10 protein-coding genes and 1 pseudogene are annotated in these 19,214 nt (G+C 67.1%); 4 read left to right on the plus strand and 7 right to left on the minus strand.

The genetic code is table 11. The annotated features are described in order from the left end of the window. Positions 1-11: 11 nt before the first annotated feature. Both U1F38_RS09835 and U1F38_RS09840 read left to right on the plus strand, forming a co-directional pair. Positions 12-1,712 carry a Wzy polymerase domain-containing protein gene (locus U1F38_RS09835; protein ID WP_409986883.1) on the plus strand — a complete coding sequence of 567 codons (1,701 nt, stop codon included), beginning with the start codon at positions 12-14 and terminating at the stop codon, positions 1,710-1,712. Between the two features lie 451 nt (positions 1,713-2,163). Continuing rightward, positions 2,164-2,610, plus strand: a pseudogene (locus tag U1F38_RS09840) (CaiB/BaiF CoA transferase family protein); the annotation flags it as partial. Positions 2,611-2,662: 52 nt separating this feature from the next. Here the strand turns inward: U1F38_RS09840 and U1F38_RS09845 are convergent. Beyond that, positions 2,663-3,235 carry a Uma2 family endonuclease gene (locus U1F38_RS09845; protein ID WP_409986884.1) on the minus strand — a complete coding sequence of 191 codons (573 nt, stop codon included), beginning with the start codon at positions 3,233-3,235 and terminating at the stop codon, positions 2,663-2,665. Between the two features lie 131 nt (positions 3,236-3,366). On the opposite strand from U1F38_RS09845, the gene U1F38_RS09850 reads away from it, so the two are divergent. Then, positions 3,367-4,569, plus strand: a complete 1,203-nt coding sequence (locus tag U1F38_RS09850; protein ID WP_409986885.1) for a CaiB/BaiF CoA transferase family protein — start codon at positions 3,367-3,369, stop codon at positions 4,567-4,569. Positions 4,570-4,750: 181 nt separating this feature from the next. Here U1F38_RS09850 and U1F38_RS09855 read toward each other — a convergent pair whose 3' ends face one another. The 3 genes from U1F38_RS09855 to gshA form a co-directional block, all read right to left on the minus strand. Further along, positions 4,751-6,622 (minus strand): potassium transporter Kup, encoded by a 1,872-nt coding sequence (locus tag U1F38_RS09855; protein ID WP_409986886.1) that lies wholly within the window; start codon positions 6,620-6,622, stop codon positions 4,751-4,753. 119 nt (positions 6,623-6,741) lie between these two features. Continuing rightward, complete coding sequence (locus U1F38_RS09860; RefSeq protein WP_409986887.1) at positions 6,742-8,613, minus strand: potassium transporter Kup; 1,872 nt, start codon at positions 8,611-8,613, stop codon at positions 6,742-6,744. 92 nt (positions 8,614-8,705) lie between these two features. Then, on the minus strand, positions 8,706-9,995 hold the full coding sequence (gene gshA / locus U1F38_RS09865) for a glutamate--cysteine ligase (protein WP_409986888.1): 1,290 nt from the start codon (positions 9,993-9,995) through the stop codon (positions 8,706-8,708). Between the two features lie 74 nt (positions 9,996-10,069). On the opposite strand from gshA, the gene U1F38_RS09870 reads away from it, so the two are divergent. Continuing rightward, a complete protein-coding gene (locus U1F38_RS09870; protein WP_409986889.1) occupies positions 10,070-10,336 on the plus strand; it encodes a hypothetical protein in 267 nt (88 codons plus the stop codon). A 25-nt stretch (positions 10,337-10,361) separates the two neighbouring features. Here the strand turns inward: U1F38_RS09870 and U1F38_RS09875 are convergent, their stop codons facing one another. From U1F38_RS09875 to U1F38_RS09885, 3 genes are read right to left on the minus strand one after another with little or no spacing between them, the layout of a single operon-like run. Next, entirely contained in the window at positions 10,362-16,697 is a 6,336-nt protein-coding gene (locus U1F38_RS09875; RefSeq protein ID WP_409986890.1) for an alkaline phosphatase D family protein, read from the minus strand. Next, entirely contained in the window at positions 16,694-18,478 is a 1,785-nt protein-coding gene (locus U1F38_RS09880) for an ATP-binding protein (protein ID WP_409986891.1), read from the minus strand. The genes U1F38_RS09875 and U1F38_RS09880 overlap by 4 nt, the downstream gene beginning before the upstream one ends. Beyond that, positions 18,475-19,074, minus strand: coding sequence for a response regulator (locus U1F38_RS09885; protein WP_409986892.1), 600 nt, complete (start codon positions 19,072-19,074; stop codon positions 18,475-18,477). Before U1F38_RS09885 ends, U1F38_RS09880 begins: the two co-directional genes overlap by 4 nt. Between the last annotated feature and the right edge of the window lie 140 nt (positions 19,075-19,214).

Genomic DNA, 19,214 nt, shown 5'->3' on the forward strand with positions numbered 1-19,214 from the left:
GCTGATTCGACGTGAACCAGTCCCCACCTCCTGCCGCGACACCGCTGATCGGGCTGATGGCCCTCATCCTTTCCGTGTGCTGGCTGCTGCCCAACCACCACGCGCCGTGGACGGATTTTTATTCCGACGCGTGGGCCGCGTTGGTGCTGTGCGTTGTCGGCACTGCGGTGTTGTGGCACAGCCGGCGCACCGCACCGCTGGCTTGGCATATGCTGCCGGTGCTGACACTGGCGTGGGCTGGCGTGGTCTGGATCCAGTATGCAAGCGGGCTTATCCAGACGCTGGGCGTGGCTTGGATCGGCGCGCTATATCTGGCGGGGCTGACCTTGGCCCTGGTAGTCGGGGCCGCCTGGGAGCGCTGGCGGCCAGGAGAGTGCGCCGACTTCTTGTTCATGGCTGTGCTGGCCGGTGCCACGGGTTCGTTTCTGATCCAACTCATGCAGTGGCTGGCGCTGGACCCGGGCGCCGCCTTCTGGCTGTTCATCCCCGCGCCGCGCACCAGGTTTTACGCCAACCTGGGGCAACCCAACCAACTGGCCAGCCTGCTGTGCCTGGGGGTACTCGCCTGCGCCTGGCTGCATGAGCGCAGGTACCTGTCGGGCTGGCTGGCCTGGGCATGGTCGCTGCCGCTTGCGCTGGGCATCGCGTTGACCGAATCGCGTACTAGTTGGGTGGTGGTTTTCCTTTTCCTGGTGGCACTGCTGTCGTGGCGTCGGCGACTTTCCATGGCCCGGACCCTGCTGGCCGGTGTGATCGGCTGGGCCGCAGTGTTCGTGCTGTGCGTCGTTTCACTGCCGCATGTTGACGCCTGGTTGGGCCGCACGAGCGAATTGCGCCACATTTCGTCGAACGAGATCAGGTTTGAGTTGTGGGCCAAACTGTTGAAAGCTTTGCTGCACCACCCTTGGGTCGGCTACGGCTGGACTCAAACAAGCTTGGCCCAGTTCACGAGCGATCCGTTTGATGTGCCCACCGGCGGCACCCTGCGGCACGCGCACAACCTGTTCCTCGATCTGGGGGTGGGCTTGGGCGTCCCGCTGGGGCTGGCGCTGTCGTTGATCCTTACACTGTGGATGCTGCGAGCAGTGTTTCGCGTTCAGCAAATGAAACACCTGCTGATGCTGCTGTTCGTGGTGACGTTGGGTGTGCATGCGATGCTTGAGTTCCCGCTGCACTATGCATATTTCCTGCTACCCATTGGGCTGATGGCGGGCGCCCTGAACGCGGCGCTAGATTTCAAACCCCTTCTGCGTTCGCCGCGATGGGTGGCGGGTGTTGCCATGGCATTGACGGTGCTGGGGCTCGGCATCACGACGCGCGACTACCTGCGTGTCGAGAATGCGTTTTTTGGGTTGCGGTTCGAACAGGAGCGGTTGGCGCCGTCGGGTTCGCAGGCCATGCCAAAGGTGCTCGCGCTAACCCATTTGCAGGACATGTTGTGGCTGGCTCGTGTCGAGCCAACCAAGACGCATTCGAATGAAGATCTGGATAAGGCGCTGCGAACCACAGAGCTTCTGCCCAGTCAGGCCGGCATGTACAAGCTTGCCACCATGTATGCATTGAACGAACAACCCGATCAGGCTGAATACTGGATCATCGTCATGATCCGAATGAACCACCTGACCCAGCGCGCTGTCGACGATCTGCGGCAGCAGTGGCAAGCGCAAGCGCGAATGCATCCGGCCATGGCCAGTGTGGTCTGGCCACCTTGAGCGAAAATTCAGACATTTCAGGGTCACATGAAGGAAAACTGGGGAAAACTGGGGTCAGATGAACATTTCGCACAGCCCCCATCAAAACCCGGATCTCAAGGCTCGCACCGCACATCCTCGTGCGGATCGGCCATCGGCATGCGCAGGCCGACGCTGGCGCACTGCACGTCTTCGCCGACCACGAGGGGGTGAAGGGGTAGGGCGCCCAGTGACCGGACGCGCTGTCGCGGCGCAACACGTCCACGCTCAGGCGCCCGGTGTCGATGACGGCGTATTCGCGCAGGCTGGGCCGCTTGCGGCAGGTGGCCAACTTGGCGTCGCGATCGAACGTGCTGGTGCTGGGCCATAGCACTTCGGCCCCCCGCAAATCAATGGGGTCGGATGAACATGGCCTCATTCGGCCGACGGTCTTGCCGGCATTCGCGGCGGGGGCCGCCTGCACAATGACGGCATGAACCCCCCACCAAGCACCCCCCTCGCCGGCCTGCGCGTGATCGAGATGGGCCAGCTCATCGCCGGCCCCTTTGCCGGCAAGACGCTGGGCGATTTTGGCGCGGACGTGATCAAGATCGAGCCGCCGGGCGCGGGCGACCCGCTGCGCAATTGGCGTTTGCTGCAGCACGGCACCTCGGTGTGGTGGCAGGTGCAGTCGCGCAACAAGCGCTCGCTGGCGCTGGATTTGCGCCAGGCCGAGGGGCAGGACATTGCGCGCCGGCTGATTGCCGAGGCCGACGTGCTGATCGAGAACTTCAAGCCCGGCACGCTGGAGGGCTGGGGCCTGGCGCCCGAGCGGCTGCACGCGCTCAATCCGGGCCTCATCATCCTGCGCATCTCGGGCTATGGCCAGACCGGGCCCTACCGCGACCGGCCCGGCTTTGGCGTGGTGGGCGAGGCCATGGAAAACTGGGGTCAGATGAACATTTCGCACAGCCCCCATCGAAACCTTGATCTCAAGGTTCGAATCGCACGTCCTCATACAGCTCGGCCATCGGCACACTCAGGCCCACGCTGGCGCACTGCACCTCGTCGCCGGCGACAAAGGGGTAGAGCACCCAGTGGCCCGAGTCGCTGTCGCGGCGAAACAGGTCCACGCTCAGGCGCTCGGGGTCGATGACGGCGTATTCGCGCAGGCTGGGCAGTTTGCGGTAGGCGGCAAACTTGGCCCCGCGGTCGAAGGCGCTGGTGCTGGGCGAGAGCACTTCGGCCACCAGCGTGGGGGCGCTCTTGTAGTGGCTTTGCGCGCGGTCGGCCTCGGCGCAGGTGACGAACACGTCGGGGTAGAAGAAGGCGTTGTCCTCGGCCACCTGCAGCTTCATGTCGGAGATGAAGACGCTGCATGGCCCGCCGCGCAGGTGGCGGCGCAGGGCCATGTAGAGATTGCCGGCAATGGTGACGTGCGCGTCGGACGCGCCGGCCATGGCGAAGACTTCGCCATCGACGTATTCGTGCTTGTCGGCCTGCCCAGCCTCCCAGGCCAGGTACGCAGGTGCGTCAAAACGGGGTTGGGGCAGAGGCAGCGACATGGCGGCGTTGAGAGCTGGAGGAATCACTCCAAAGCTTACAGGAGATGGTGCGGCGTGGCGAGCCGCAGCCTTGCCCAACGACGCATAAGCCTGAAGGAGATGGTGGCGGCGGCCGAATGCACAATGACTGCATGAGTGTCCACCAAACCACCCCCTTGGCCGGCCTGCGCGTGATCGAGATGGGCCAGCTGATCGCCGGTCCGTTTGCCGGCAAGACGCTGGGCGATTTCGGTGCCGAGGTGCTCAAGATCGAGCCGCCGGGCGCGGGCGACCCGCTGCGCAATTGGCGTTTGCTGCAGCACGGCACCTCGGTGTGGTGGCAGGTGCAGTCGCGCAACAAGCGCTCGCTGGCGCTGGATTTGCGCCAGGCCGAGGGGCAGGACATCGCGCGCCGGCTGATTGCCGAGGCCGATGTGCTGATCGAGAACTTCAAGCCCGGCACGCTGGAGGGCTGGGGCCTGGCGCCCGAGCGGCTGCACGCGCTCAACCCGGGCCTGATCATCCTGCGCATCTCGGGCTACGGCCAGACCGGGCCCTACCGCGACCGGCCCGGCTTTGGCGTGGTGGGCGAGGCCATGGGCGGCCTGCGCCACCTGACGGCCGAGCCGGGGCGCGTGCCGGTGCGTGTGGGGGTGTCGATCGGCGACACGCTGGCGGCGCTGCACGGCGTGATCGGCGTGCTGCTGGCGCTGCACCACCGCACGGCGCGCGGCGGCGCGGGGCAGGTGATCGACGTGGCGCTGCACGAGGCGGTGTTCAACTGCATGGAAAGCCTGATCCCCGAGTACAGCGCCTTTGGTGCCGTGCGCGAGCCCGCGGGCAGCGCGCTGCCGGGCATTGCCCCCAGCAACGCCTATGCGTGCCAGGACGGCTGGGTGCTGGTGGCCGGCAATGGCGACAGCATCTTCAAGCGGCTGATGCAGGCGATTGGGCGCGATGACCTGGGCCAGGCGCCCGACCTGGCCAGCAACGCCGGGCGCGTGGCGCGCGTGGCCGAGATCGACGCCGCCATTGGCGCGTGGACGCAGCCGCGCACGGTGCAGGCGGTGCTCGATGCCCTGACGGCCGCGCGCGTGCCCGCCGGCAAGGTCTACACCGCGCGCGACATTGCCGAGGATGCGCACTACCAGGCGCGCGACATGCTGCTGACGCAAGTCACGCGCGACGGCGACACCGTGACGGTGCCCGGCATCGTGCCCAAGCTGTCGGCCACGCCGGGCGGCGTGCGATCCAGCGCGCCGCACCTGGGCGAGGATACCGACGCGGTGCTGCGCGAGATGGGGTTGACGGGCGAGCAGATTGCCGTGCTGCGCCAGCGCGGCATCGTTCAATGAGCGTGGGAGCGCCGGCATCTTGCCGGCATTCAAGCGCATCGCCCTACGTGTGGCTCCTTTGCCGGCAAGATGCCGGCGCTCCCAGCGCAACATGCCGGCGCCGCGTCGTTGGTGCGCAGGATTGCTATGAATATCAAAGCTGCTTGCGCTTGCTGGACGGACGCTGGCGGCCGGTTTGGTTTTAAATTTCGATTTGGGTGCCCAGCTCGACCACGGCGTTGACCGGCAGGCGCAAGAACTCGGCCATCGGGCTGGCGTTGAGGTGCAGCCGGGTGTAGAGCTTTTCGCGCCACAGCGCCATGCCGCCGCCGGAGTGCGGCACGATGGTGGTGGCCGACAGGAAGTAGCTGGTCAGCATCGGGTCGATCGGGCCCACCTGGTTGACGGCGCCGTTCAGTGCGCCCGGCAGGTCGATGTGGTCCTTGAAGCCGTAGTGCAGCGTGACGCGCCAGCAGTCGTTGCCCAGATCGACGATTTCCAGGCGTTGATTGGGCGCCACCCACGGCACTTCATGGTTGCGCACGCTCACGAACAGGTTGCGCGTGTGCAGCACCTTGTAGTGCTTGAGGCTGTGCAGCAGTGCGTTGGGCGTGATGCCGGCCACCGCGCACAGGAACACGGCGGTGCCGCCCACGCGCTGCGGCGGGTGCACGAAGACGGCGTCCAGGAACAGCGGCAACTCGACCGCGTGCGCGCGGTTGTGCTCGCGGATCAGCTCGCGCCCGCGCCGCCAGGTGGCCATCACGGTGAAGACCAGCGCCGCGATCAAGAGCGGATACCAGCCGCCGTCGGCGATCTTGAGCGCGTTGGAGCCGAAGAACACCAGATCGACGGCCAGGAAGACCCCGGTGGCCGCCAGCGCCAAGGGCAGCGGGTAGTGCCAGCCGTGACGCACCACGAAGAAGGTCAGGCCCGTGGTGATGACCATCAGCAGGCTGACCGACACGCCGTAGGCCGCGGCCATGGCCGACGAGCTGCGAAACAGGCCCACCGTGAGCACCACGCCCACCAGCAGCAACCCGTTGACGGCCCGAATGTAGATTTGTCCGATCTCTTCCTCGGAGGTGTGATCGATGCGCATGCGCGGCAAAAAATCGAGCTGCATCGACTGCTTGGCCGCCGAATACGCACCCGAAATCAGCGCTTGCGAGGCGATCACCGTGGCCGCCGTGGCCAGCACCACCAGGCCCACCAGGGCCCAGGGCGGCGCCAGCAGGTAGAACGGGTTCTCGACCGCCTTGGGCTGCGCCAGCACCAGCGCGCCCTGGCCCAGGTAGTTCAGCATCAGCGCCGGCATCACCAGCACGAACCAGGCCAGCCGGATGGGGCGCTTGCCGAAGTGCCCCATGTCGGCATACAGCGCCTCGGCGCCGGTCAGACACAAAAACACCGCGCCCAGCGCGATGAAGGCGATGTGCGGCTGCTCCCACACGAAGCGCAGCGCGTGATGCGGGGACACCGCCGCCAGCACCTGCGGATGCTGCGCGATCTGCAAGGCCCCGATGGCGCCCAGCACCAGAAACCACAGCACCATCACCGGCCCGAAGAAGCGCCCGATGCGGCTGGTGCCGTGCCGCTGCACCACGAACAGCAAGGCCAGAACCACCAGCGTGATGGGCAGCACGTAGGGCTTGGCGCCGGGCGTCGCCACCTCCATGCCCTCGACCGCCGACAGCACCGAGATGGCCGGCGTGATCACGCCGTCGCCAAAGAACAGCGCCACGCCGAACGCGCCCACCGCCAGCATGCCCGCGCGCAGGCGCGGGCGGTCGCCCACCGAGCGCGAGGCCAGCGCCAACAGGGCCATCATGCCGCCCTCGCCGTCGTTGTCGGCGCGCATCACCAGCCCCACGTACTTGAAGGCCACCACCACGATCAGCGCCCAGATGAACATCGAGGTGGCGGCCATCACGTGCTCGTGCGAGAAGGACACGCGCCCGTCGGCGAACACCTCGCGAAACGCATACAGCGGGCTGGTGCCGATGTCGCCGAACACCACGCCCACGGCGCCCAGCATCAGCGCGCCAAGACTGGATTTGCTTTGTGCAGTCATCGGGCCTCCGGGTGTTCGATCATCCTCGTCGCGATTCGGCTCGCGTGCAACGCCATGGGCTCACGGCCTCCGGCGGCAAGCGCCGGGCAAGGCAGCGCCCAGCGCGTGGATCGCGGGGGTCATATCTCGACTTTGCCGCCCAACTCGACCACCGCGTTGCTCGGCAAATTGAGGTACTCGGCCGTGCCGGTCGCGTTCTGGTGCATGTAGGCAAACAGTTTTTCGCGCCAAGGCATCAATCCGCTGCCCGGCGTGGGGATGACGATGTTGCGCGACAGAAAGTAGCTGGTGGTCATCGGGTTCAGGTCGATGCCGCGGCCGGCCAGCAGGGCGAGCGACTTGGGCAGGTCGGGGTCGTTCTTGAAGCCGTAGTGCACCAGCACGCGCCAGCAGTCGTGGCCGAGTGGCTCGACTTCCAGCCGCTTGTCCAGGCCAATCCAGGGCACTTCGTGGCTGCACCGCGTGACGAACAGGTTTTGCGCGTGCAGCACCTTGTTGTGCTTGAGGTTGTGCAGCAAGGCGTTGGGGACGATGTCGGGGTCGGTGCTCAGGAACACCGCCGTCCCCTCGACCCGCGTGGGCGGCGAGACGAACAGCGACTGCAAGAAGTCCTTCAGGTTCAGCGCCGTGTCCTGCAGCACGTGGTAGAGCAGCGCGCGCCCGTCGCGCCAGGTCAGCATCAGCATGAAGATGGCGCCGGCAATGGCCAGCGGAAACCAGCCGCCGTGCACCAGCTTGAGCAGGTTGGAGCTCCAGAACAGCAGGTCGACGGCGACGAAGAACCCGGTCGCCGCAATCGTCAGCGCCAGCGAGAACTTCCACGCGTAGCGCACCACGAAGAAGGTCAGCACGGTGGTGATCAGCATGTCGGTGGTGACGGCGATGCCGTAGGCCGCGGCCAGGTTGCCCGACGAGCGAAACATGCCCACGGCCAGCGCGATCAGCACGAACAGGCCCCAGTTGACCAGCGGCATATAGATCTGCCCCGTGTCGCGCACGCTGGTGTGCAGGATCGTCAGCTGCGGCAAAAAACCGAGCTGGATGACCTGCTTGGTGACGCTGAAGGCGCCCGAGATCAGCGCTTGCGAGGCGATCACGGCGGCGGCCGTGGCCAGGCCCACCAGCGGCAGCGTGGCCCAGTCGGGCGCCATGTGAAAGAAGGGGTTCTTCACCGCCTCGTGCCCCTCGGCCAGCAGCAGCGCGCCCTGGCCGAAGTAGTTGAGCACCAGCGCCGGCATGGCGATGCCGAACCAGCCCAGGCGGATCGGCTGCTTGCCGAAGTGCCCCATGTCGGCGTACAGCGCCTCGCAGCCGGTCACGCACAGCACCACCGCGCCCAGGATGATGAAGGTGATGCCCGGGTGCGCGGCGGCAAAGCTGATGGCGTAGTGCGGCAGCACGGCCCACAGGATGCGCGGCTGGCTGGCGATGTGCAACACGCCCAGCAGCGCGATGACGGCAAACCACAGCAGCATCACCGGACCAAAGAAGCGCCCGATGCCCGCCGTGCCCTTTTTCTGCACCAGAAACAGCACGAACAGCACCACCAGCGTGAGCGGGATCACATATTGCGTGAACTCGGGCGAGACCACCTCCAGCCCTTCCATCGCGCCCAGCGTGGTGATGGCCGGGGTGATGACGCCGTCGCCGTAGAAGAGGCAGGTGCCGAAGATGCCCACCAGCAGCATCCAGTGGCGCAGGCGCGGGCGGTCGGCCACCGCGCTGGAGGCCAGGGTCAGCATGGCCACCAGCCCGCCCTCGCCATTGTTGTCCGCGCGCAGCACCAGGGCCACGTACTTGATCGAGACGACGATGGTCAGCGTCCAGAAGATCAGCGAAAGCACGCCGTGCACGTTGTGGGGCGTGAACTGCACGTGGCCGGTGCTGAACACCTCCTTGACGGTGTAGAGCACGCTGGTGCCGATGTCGCCGAACACCACGCCGATGGCGCCGACCGTCAGCGTGGGCAGGGAGGTCCTGGATTCTTGCATGGTGACGGCCGACGGCGGGGGTGCGCCATTGTGCCTGCGGTGGCCAGGGTTTGTGGGGGCTTTTTTGCTGACGAAAACAGCGCCAGCGGGCTCTACTCAACTTCCTGCAGTGCGGGGTCGGTGGCCTCCAGCTCGTAGCTGGCCGCCGCCATGGCCAGGCGCGCGATCACGCCGTACATGTAAAAACGGTTGGGCGCCGCCGCTTCGCCCTTGGCGCCGGGGCGCGGCAGGTGCGCGTTGCCGGCAAAGGGCAGGGGCACGAAGCGGGTGCCGGGCGCGCACAGGCTGTCGTCGCTGTCCCGCTCGGCGTGGATGCGATAAAAACCGCCCACCACGTAGCGGTCGATCATGTAGACCACCGGCTCGGCCACCGCGTCGTGAATGCGCTCGCTGGCCAGCACGCCCTCCTGGATGATCACCTCGCCCGCGGGCACCGGGCTGGGCTCGCCCGCGCGCGTGGGCCTGGGCGCCAGGCGCGCCAGGTCCTTCACGTCGCGCACCGTCATGATGCCCATGCCGCGCGGGCCGTGGTCGGCCTTGACCACGACAAAGGGCTTCTCGTTGATGCCGTATTCCTTGTACTTGCGCCGAATCCTGCCCAGCAGCGTGTCCACGTGCGAGCGCAGGCACTCGCCGCCGCAGGCGTCGTGGATGTCGATCTCGCCGCAGGTGGCGAACAGCGGGTTGATCAGCCAGGGGTCGATGCCGACCAGCTTGCCAAAGCGCTTGCTCACGTCTTCATAGCACTGGAAGTGCCGGCTCTTGCGGCGCACCGCCCCGCCCGCCTGCAGGGGCGGCAGCAGGTATTGCTCGTGCAGGTCTTCCAGGATGCCCGGCGCGCCCGTCGGCAAGTCGTTGTTGAGCAGGATGGTGCAGGGGTCGAAGTGCTTCAGACCCAGCCGAAAGCGCTGGCGCAGCGCCGGCTCCAGCGTCAGCTTGCGGCCGTCGGGCAACGTCATGGACGTGGCGCGCTTGAGCGCCGGATCGACCGAGCCGAAGCGCACGTTCAGCCCCGCCATGCTGAAGATCTCGCCCAGCCGCGCCAGGCTCGTCAGGTAGTACGGGGGCAGCTTGCCGCTCTCGGGCACGATCAGAAGGTTGTGCGCTTCCGGGCAGATCTTCTCGATGGCCGCCTGCGCCGCCTGTACCGCCAGCGGCAGCGTGTCGGGCGAGAGGTTGTGCCAGCCGTCGGGGTACAGGTTGGTGTCCACCGGCGCCAGCTTGAAGCCGGCGTTGCGGATGTCCACCGCACAATACACGGGCGGTGTGTGCTCCATCCACTCCAGGCGGAACCAGCGCTCGATCACCGGCGTGGCGTCGAGCAGGCGCTGCTCCAGCTCGTTGATGGGGCCGTTGAGGGCGGTGATGAGATGAGGGACCATGGGTGCGGCGGTGCAAGAATGCCCGCAGTGTATAGGGACGGGCCTGCTGCCTCGTTTGCAAATAGGAGCCGCGTTTGACTTTTGTGCTGGTTGTGCTGGTGGTGGCCGCCTGGGCCTGCGCGCTGCAGGTGCCGGCGCGCCGCGCCCTGCTGCGCTGGCTGCTGTTCGGCGTGTTCACCTTCATGGGCCTGGCCCTGACGGTGGTGGGCTGGATGGCGTCCCGCTGGGATCCGGCGCCGGGGCCGCATCCCACCGCGCACCTGTTCATGATCGGCGGCTTGCTGATGCTGGCGGCTTCGGTGTGGACGCTGCTGCGCGCGGCGTTGCGCGACGGCACCTGAGAATCCGGCGGAAGGTGCGGCTTCGTCAGCCGCTGTTTCGGCTCGGTGGCCGGCTCAGCGACACGTCGCGGCTCGGCGTGAGCCACGTGGGTGCGCGGCGCCGATCCCATTGCATCACGCGCATGGCCACGTTGACGTGGTACGTGGCGCAATCGGGGTGGGCGGTGGCGGTTATTTCGGCGTAGCCATTGCCGTCCCAACTCTCGGTGCGGACTTCGGCCCGCAGTCCGTCGTCGAGATCAATCGATTCGATCGCGCAAACATCTTTTGGATGGACATTGATGGCCGGATAGGGCGCGTACAGCGGCGGCGCCACGACGGCGCAGGCTTGGCGCACGAGTTCATGGCCCCGCATGAAGCGAATGGTCGAAACGCAGGCGCAGTGGTAGTCGCCGCTGACCAGTGCGACCGCCGGCGCCGTGCTCAGGGCCAGCAGGCGCAGGATCTCGGCGCGTTGCCCCGGCACACGCTGCCAGTTGTCGGCATCCTCGGCCGGGCACCGCAGCTCGGCGTCGCGCCGGTGCTGGAGCAGTCCGGGGACGACCACCGAGCCGCAGGCGAGCACCTTGAGGCGCCCCGATCCATCGTTCAACCAGGCTTTGAGGGCCGCCATCTGCCGGGCCGAACAGATGCGGGCAGCCCCCGCCGCGGCTGCGCGATGACGATGCGAGCGTGCATCGAGAACGAAAACATCGCACGACGACGCCTCGAAGCCGTAGTCGAAGCTGCCGGCGTTGTGGTTGCGCGGTGAATGGACCCACTGGAACGCCGCGAAGCTCGCCATGCCGGTCGCGTGCAGGCGCCGGGTCTCGGTCTGGCTTGGCCCGCTGCCCTCAAGCATGTCGCCGGACCAGTTTTCGGCGATCTCGTGATCGTCGATCGCCATGTAGCACGGAACACGGGACAGGATACGGCGCATGCCATCCGTGTTGAACGCGGTTCGGCTGGCGGTCACCACCTTTTCCACCGCAGACGGGCTGTCGGCCACGCCGGCCGTGGCGTCCGCGTAGATCTGGTCTCCCATCAGCAGCATGAACTGCGGCACCACCTCGCCTTGCGTCATCCGGCGGTCGAGATCAAGCAGGCTGTGGTTGGCGCGCGCGCGCTCGACAGCCCAACCCGGGTGACGGCAACAGGCGACGATGAACCGTGCCGATGGCTCTTGAGGCGTGGTGAAAACCGCGGGATCGATGAGTGCCTGACCCGACGGTCGGTCATTGGAAGGCGAGGTGCCGCGCCGGATGCGCGACGCCGTCCACGGGTTGGCGCGTGCGGCAGCCTCTCGCCTGATCTGCTCTTGCGCGCGAAGATCGTCCACGCATTTGGCCAAGGATTGGCGCTCCGCGTCGTCCATGTGCATCCCGATCCACCACGGCAGATCAGTCGGCCGGCCGGCATGCCTGTCGCGAAACCGCTGTATCCAGTCGAGCGCCGAAACATGCGGTGCCGATGCTTTTGGCGAGCCCAGATTCGATGCGGCAATGGCGTCACGCAACAGGCCAGTGACGGCTACGCCGGGCGATGAATACACGCCGGAACCGGGCCTGCCTATCGGGTCCGTCCTCGGCCGGGCATCGCCGGGTTCGTATTCATGAACGCTCACCATCGTGATGGCGATGGGCGCGCGGGCGTTCAGCATTTCATCTGCGATGAAAACATCCGCCAGGGCCATGCAGATGTATGGCTCATGGGGGACCATCGGGCGCGCCCACTCGGCCAGGGTGACGGGCGGGGCGGGCCAGGTTGCCACGGGCACGCGCAGCACGGGCCACAGCATCGCCTCGCCGGCCGGTTCGATCCGTGTGAGCGCACGATCGGCACGGTCGGAGCTGCTCTCGTCGATTTCGATCCACAGGCGAACGAGCCAGCCGCTCTTGCCGTAGTCGGGCGGCGCGCGTCGAGTCCAACCGATCACGGGTCCGGCGGCCGGCGCGCGCACGCGCGTGGTTTTGGGGTTGTCGTCGCCGTGGGGCGGTTCGAGGGGGCGATCGTATGCCCATGCATCTTTCAGAAATCTGGCGATCGGATCAAGAATCTGTTCACGCATCGGTGCGCCATGGCCGATGGTGCAGTCGAAGTGCCCGAAGTCCTTCGCGATGATCGTTCGCATGAGGCCTTGCCGGCACAGCGCCGAGTGCAGCCGCTCAAGCTGTTGCATCGTTCGATGCGCCGATTCCACGTCGAACAGCGCGTTTTGGTCGCCATGCAGCAACGCAATGGGCAAATCAAGGTAGCGCTGGATGTTGTCTTCCGTCACGTAGGTGTTCTGGCCGTCCGCGTTCACCAGGCGCTCGTGCTCGACACAGCGCGAGCCGTGCACCAGCAGGCTGGTGTTGGCGCGACCATAGTAGATCGGCAGCCGTTCATGCGTTTGCGCAAGGATGCGTGGGTGATGGATCAGGCGGCTCACGATTCCCGTCATGCGCTTGCAGGTGCAGGTGTCCGGGTGCGGCGCGAAGCGAAAGCGCTCGTGCGGGCACTCCTGTTCGGGCTCGACGGGCAGGCTGGCAAACAGGCGATCGAGCACGCTCTCGAAAGGCGTTGCCTGGCGCTCGGCCGCGGACAGACGAAAGTACTTGATGCCCAGAGCGTCGCGAGCGAGCGCGCTGAGGCCCAGGCGCGCCTGGGCGCTGGCGCTGCCGACCAGGTACAGGTGCATTTGCGAGAACACCACGCTGGCCAGCTTCCCGCAGTTCAGCTCCGCGCCATCGTCCGGACGGCGGTACTGCAGGCGTCCGCCAAGCAGCGACATGGCCAGGGACGCACCGCCAACGCAATGGGCGAAAGCATGAATCTGCGCCGGCTCGTCCGAACGCAGTCCGTTCTCCTTGCGCAGGTGGTCGAGCACCCGGTCAACGGCGGCAGGAATGTCGTTGGCCGCGATGTCATCCATCGAGCAAGGCAGTTTGGAGCTCTCCAGGATGGCGCTGGTGCGGTACTCGAAGAGCCATACGTCAAAACCTTGCTGATGCAGCCACGCGGCCAGATTGGAGTCGCCGTTCTCCGGCTTCAGCTCTTCGGCGACGAACGGCAGGGTGGACTGCGCAAATCCATTCAGCAGCAAAATGGATTTGAATCGACGCACGCCGTGCTGGTCTTGCGTCATCGCCACGCTCGAATGTGGATAGCGAATCAGGCGCAGCCAAATCCTCTTTTCTGGCTGCTCGCGAGAAAGCGGGACGTCGAACGCGTCAAACACGTGGGCATTCACGCAGCACCGGCCGCCGGGCCGCTGCGGATCGGGCACGCGCAAGGGCGGAAATCGTCCGGGCCACGCGGTGACGCATTCGACCTCGTCGGTGCCGGGAACCGGCGCCGCCGCGGCGCTCGAGTTGGGGTTCAACTCCGGCGGCCGGTGTGTCGGATAGTCCGGCAAACGAAAATCCCACAGCCTGGTCTTGAGCAAGAATCGGAGCATCCACAGCGGGTAACCCGCCAGCGCGATCAGGGCATCGGGCGTGTTGCCGCGAAGCCCCAACTGCGGCGCATGCAGACGTGACATGTCGATCAAGTCCAGGCCCAGGCAGCCGCGTCCTACCAGGCGCCGCTGTCGATCAAACACCCGGACGTCCATCTCGGACAGCGACATCCAGACGTTGGTGCGGCCAAGTCGCGGCAGCCACTCTCCCGGTGACCCTGGCTGACCATGAGCGCTCAGGAGCCGTTGACACAAGCGCAGCACGGACGGTGGCGTGAGCAAACCCAGGATCTGCCCCCACGTGGCCGGGTATCCAAGCGATTTCTGACCGACCAGTTCATGGCTGAAGCCCGAGTCCACGGGTGCGGCCGAGTCGCGCAACTGCAGCGTGTAGCGCATGGTTCGCACCTCGCTGCAATGCCAGGCCAGTTGAAGCAGGCGTTGGCCGCTTTGCAGCAGCCGGTGCAGCCAGGGCTGCGGTGCTTCGTCGGATGTCGGCGTGGACGGCGGTCGGGGCGTGTTGCCGCGCAGCCAGTTCCAGGCGTCTTCTGCGCCCCGCGAGACCAGCCAGGTGATGAGGGTTCTTGCGAATGCGTCAAGGCGTCGCCACGACCCGCGCGATGAAGCCGCGAGCAGTTGAACGGCGCCACCGGTGACGTGCATCTGGGCACGGAAGGCGGGGGCCTGATCTGCGCTCGCAACGGCCTGCTCGACGAGCAGATGCGCGGGCTCATGATCGGATGCGATGGCATGCGGTTCGGTGCCTTGCGCGGGGATCGCAATGACGTGGTTCGGGTCCGCGGCGAACCGCTCCAGGCTCGGCAGCGGCAGATGCAGCACCAGCTTGGCATCGGCGGCCTGAAGCCGGCCTCGCGGGCCTGGCCGCCACTCGAATCCGGATCCCGAGGCCGCGGGCCTCTTGCCAACGGCTGCGCCGGCCCGCGCGTTGCGCAGCACCTCGGTGAAATGCACGGGCACGTGCCGGGGAACGGCGGCGACCGTTTTCTTGTCGTGCATCGGTGGGGCCGTGGTCGGCGGCGCGGTCGGTGCGACGGGGTCTTTGACGGAAAAGTCCTCTCGCAGCAGCACGCTCATGGCCCGCTCCGCCAGCGCGGTGATGGTGAGCAGGGGATTGACGCCCAGCGAGCTTGGAACAATCGACCCGTCCAGCACGTACAGCCCCGGGTGCACGGCGCCGTCGGCGTCAGCGACCGCCTTGAAAACGCGCCCGGCATGATCGACCACGCCGGTGGATGCGTCGTCGCCCATGGGGCAGCCGCCGAGCGGATGGACGGTAAAGCCGGCGCCGCCCCACGGTGGGCTCTCGAGCGACGCCGCCATGGTGCGTGGCATGGGCTCCGACCAGGGGCTGCGCAACAGCAAACCATGCGCGCCAAAAACCGCAGCCAGGTACCGGTCCTGAATGGCGGCAACGCGTCGGCTTTCTTGCGGTGGATAGATCAGCCGCAGTCGATCGGAGTCCCGGTTGCGCTCCATGCGCCCCAGCGCCGCATCGTGACCCATGAGCAGCAGTGTTTGAGTCCGGGCGAGGCTGCTGGTTTGCAGGGCGGCCCAGTCCACGACGTGCTGCGCTCCGTTCCCCTTTTGCGGCCGCATGGACCACGAGGCGAGTTGCGCGAGCATGCCGCTGGTGGTCACCAGCTCGTGAAAGATGCCGGCCAGCGCCCGTGGAATCGCGGCATCCTGAATCAGGACTTCCTGCTCCAGTCGATCCGGATTGCGCCAGCGCAGGCTGCCGCTGATCGTCGGTCCGACGCCCGGCATCTGCCACGCGAAGCCGGCCGCGCCCTGGCCGATGCCGTTGACGGATCGGTCGGCCAGGTAAGCGACGGCCAGGTTGTCGCCATTGGTCGCCAGCCGACTGCCGAGCCGGCTGGAAAAGCCCAGTCCGGCGCCTGCGTTCTGGCTGCGCAGCAAGAGCTCGGTGCTGCCCAGCGCACCGGCTGCGACAAACACATGCCGCGCCCGGATGCGAAGCTCGGGCACGTCGGCGCCTTCGCGCTGGCGCTGGCGATCGGCGGTGGCAACGCAGCGGATGCACCAATGCTCACCCGCGCGTTCCAGTTGCAGCGCCGTGACCCCCGTGTACAGGCGCGCGCCCGCCGCTTCGGCACGCCGCAGATAGGTGTGCGTCAGGGTCTGCTTGGCATTGAAGTTGCACCCGGCGACGCATTCGCCGCAACCGACGCACGCGTTCGGCGAAAGCCGTCCCCGCGCATCCAGGGTGTCGCGGCTAGGATCGGCCTGACGAATGGTCAGGTGCAGTGGCTCGTCCACATTGCACTGGCTGCCTTCGGGGGCGCTCCCGCGCATCGTTGCAACCAGTTCGCGCAGGCGCTGGGTCTTCAGCGGCACGTCGAGACGCGGTCGTTGCGCGGCATCCGGACTCGCGCCGACCAGGGCGGCGGAGCACACTTCGGCCCCAAGGCATCGGCGCGCCGCTTCAAAATGCGGCGCCATGGCCGGGCCGTCGATTCGCGCCGGCCAGGCGCGTCGGCCCTCGGCGACCTTGTCGAACACCCGCGGATCGGGCTCGATCGCCACGCCGGCGTTGATCTGGCTGCCGCCGCCCAATGCGTTGCCCACCAGCGCACCGATGCCCTGGCCCAGGCGCAAATCGAACAGGGCCGTCTCGTTGCCGGTCAGCTGTGGGGCCGCGCTGTTGTCGATGCGGATCTGGCCAAATGCCCTGGCCAGCCCGTCCGGAAACTCGCCGCTTTGCCATTCGAGGCCACGCTCGAGCACCGCGACCTCCATGTTGGCTTGTGCAAGCCGCTGTGCGGCGACGGCGCCGCCGTAGCCCGAACCAATGATCACCGTCTCCAGCACGGGATCGGATCGGCTGGCCATCCATTCGCGCAGGGCGCCGATGCTGCTGGACAGGCGGCCATCGTCGCTGCGGGCGGTGTCGTCGATCTTCACTCGAGCTCCTGAAACACCTCCAGCAGCCTGCGAAGCTCGGCTGGATCGACCGGCTTGGCCAGCACCGGAAACTCGATTTGCCCGGCGCGATGGGCCTGCATCGCGACGGCGTCGCCGGTGATCAGGGCGGCCGGGATTTCGCCCAGGACTTCGCGCAGTTGATAGATCAACTCGCTGCCCGGCAGTCCGTTGCCGAGCTGGTGGTCGCTGAGCACGATGTCAACCGCCGGGTGCTCGCGCGCCAGGGCGATCGCTTGCTCGGCGGAGCCTGCGTTGATCACGCGCAAACCCCAGGCGTGCAACAGCGCGCTGGTCGCCTGCAGCGAGTCCTCGTCGTCGTCCACGCACAGCACCGTGCGGGGCGCCAAGGGCGCGGGTGAACTGGCGCGCCATGGCTCGATGGGGCCGGCCTTCCTGGCGGGCCGCACGGCGCTGGCGGGCACATGCACGCAAAAGCGCGTGCCGCCACCCGGGTTGTCGGCGACGGTGACACGCAAACCCAGCACTTCAGCCAGGCGACGGACAATGGCCAGGCCCAGCCCAAGGCCAGTCGCGTTGCGTTCGCCGGCCACCTGAAAATACTCCTTGAACACCTCCTGGCGCAGGTTCTGCGGGATGCCGCGGCCGGTGTCGGCCACCGTGATGGTGCAGGACTGGTCCGCCGCCAGCTCCGCCGTCACGCGGACTGCGCCCGTGGTGGTGAACTTGATCGCGTTGTCCACCAGGTTGCGCACGATGCGCACCAGCAGGTCGGGGTCGGTGTGCAGCTCCACCGCCGCGCTCGCCTGGCCCAGCACCAGTCCCTTGGCCTGGGCCGCTGCCAGCAGCGGAGAGATCGCCTGGTTCATCAGATCGTCGCAGGCGTGCCAACCGGCGTGGGGCTCGATCCGCACGCTGTCCAGGCGCGAGAAGTCCAGCAGCGACGTGAACAGATGGTCAAGCACGCGCAGCGAGCGCCCCATCTGGCTGGACACCTCCTTGGCACGCTCGACCGAGCCGGCGCGCCCCAACAGGCCGTTGAGCATCATCAGCGCATGCAAGGGCTGGCGCAGGTCGTGGCTGGCCACCGCCAGAAAGCGCGTCTTGGCGCGGTTGGCGTCCTCGGCGCTGTCCCGGGCCTGGCGCAACTCGGCCACCAGCTGGTCGTTGGCGTGGCGGATGCTCATGCCTTCGGCCACCAGGCTGGCAAACCTGCGGGCAAAACCCGACAGCACCAGCACATAGACGATCAGCATCACCACGATGTCGGTCACGTAGAGGCTGTCGGTGCCCAGCCAGGCGACGACGATGCCGCCGATGAACAACGTCGCATACACGGCGTAGTCGCGCGCAACCGGGCCAAACACCGCCATCGCCCCGGCCAGCCAGCTGCACAGCACCATGGTCATGTACATGCGCCCGGTGTCGGGCAGTTCGCCGAAGGTCAGCACGGGCCCGGCCGCCACCACGAGACCCGTGACGACGGTGCCCACCAGAAAGCGGCGGCGCCAGCGCGGGTAATCCGCTGCCAATGTCTGGAGCTCGCATGCCGGACGCAGCCACACCGCCCGCAGCATGAAGCTGAGCACCAGCGCCGCCAGCCAGCCAAACGCCACGGCGGGCAAGGCGTGGCGCCACCACGTGAACCCCAGAAAAAAGCAGATCACCCAGATGGTCCAGGCGTTGCGCACCAATTGCGTCACGGTGAAATGCAGCAGCCGCGCCGGCGTGTTCGGCTCGCCCGCCGCTGCTGCCGCCGCTGGTGCGGGCTCGGTGCGCGTGCCTGCGTCGCGCGGCGTCACAGCTTGAACCCGGAATGGGCCGCGAAGTACAGGGCCTCGGTGCGGTTGCGCGCGTTGATGGCGCGGAAGGTGGCCGACAGGTGCGACTTGACCGTCCCTTCCGAGATGTTCAGCTCGCGTGCGATCAGCTTGTTGGGCGTGCCCTTGAGGGCGCGGCGCAGCACCTCGAGCTGGCGCGGCGTCAGGTTTTCGAGCGAACCCGTTTGCGCACCGAGCGCATCGGCCGGAACGTAGACCCCGCGGGCCAACACCACGCGCAGCGCCGCCTGCATCACCTCGGGCTCCGATGTCTTGGGGATGAAGCCGGCGGCGCCGTCCTGGATGGCCGTGCGGATCAGGGTGGGGCTGTCCTCGCCCGACACGACCACCACCGGGCATTGCTTGAACACCGGCTTGATGGCGTCCAGCGCGCTCAGGCCCTGCATGCCGGGCATGTTCAGGTCCAGCAGCACCAGGTCAAAGGCGCTGTCGGCCATGTCGATGGCCGCCGCGCAGCTGTCCGCCTCGCTCACGTCGGCCTCGGGCATCAGCTCGCGCAGCATCAGCCGCAGTCCGCGGCGAAACAGCGCGTGATCGTCGATCAGCAGAACCCGCATGTCGGCTCCCGGCGCAAGCGTGGGTGGTTGGCGTGCTGCGCAGCATACCTGCCATCGCCCGGGTTTGGAAATGCGCTTTCCGTCACAGGGCCCTCAACCAAAGTTCAGTGCCGCATGCGACCGCGGTTGCCACCAAGGAC

It is taken from the genome of Ottowia sp. (assembly GCF_046348305.1).
In the GTDB taxonomy this organism is placed as follows: Bacteria; Pseudomonadota; Gammaproteobacteria; order Burkholderiales; family Burkholderiaceae_C; genus Ottowia.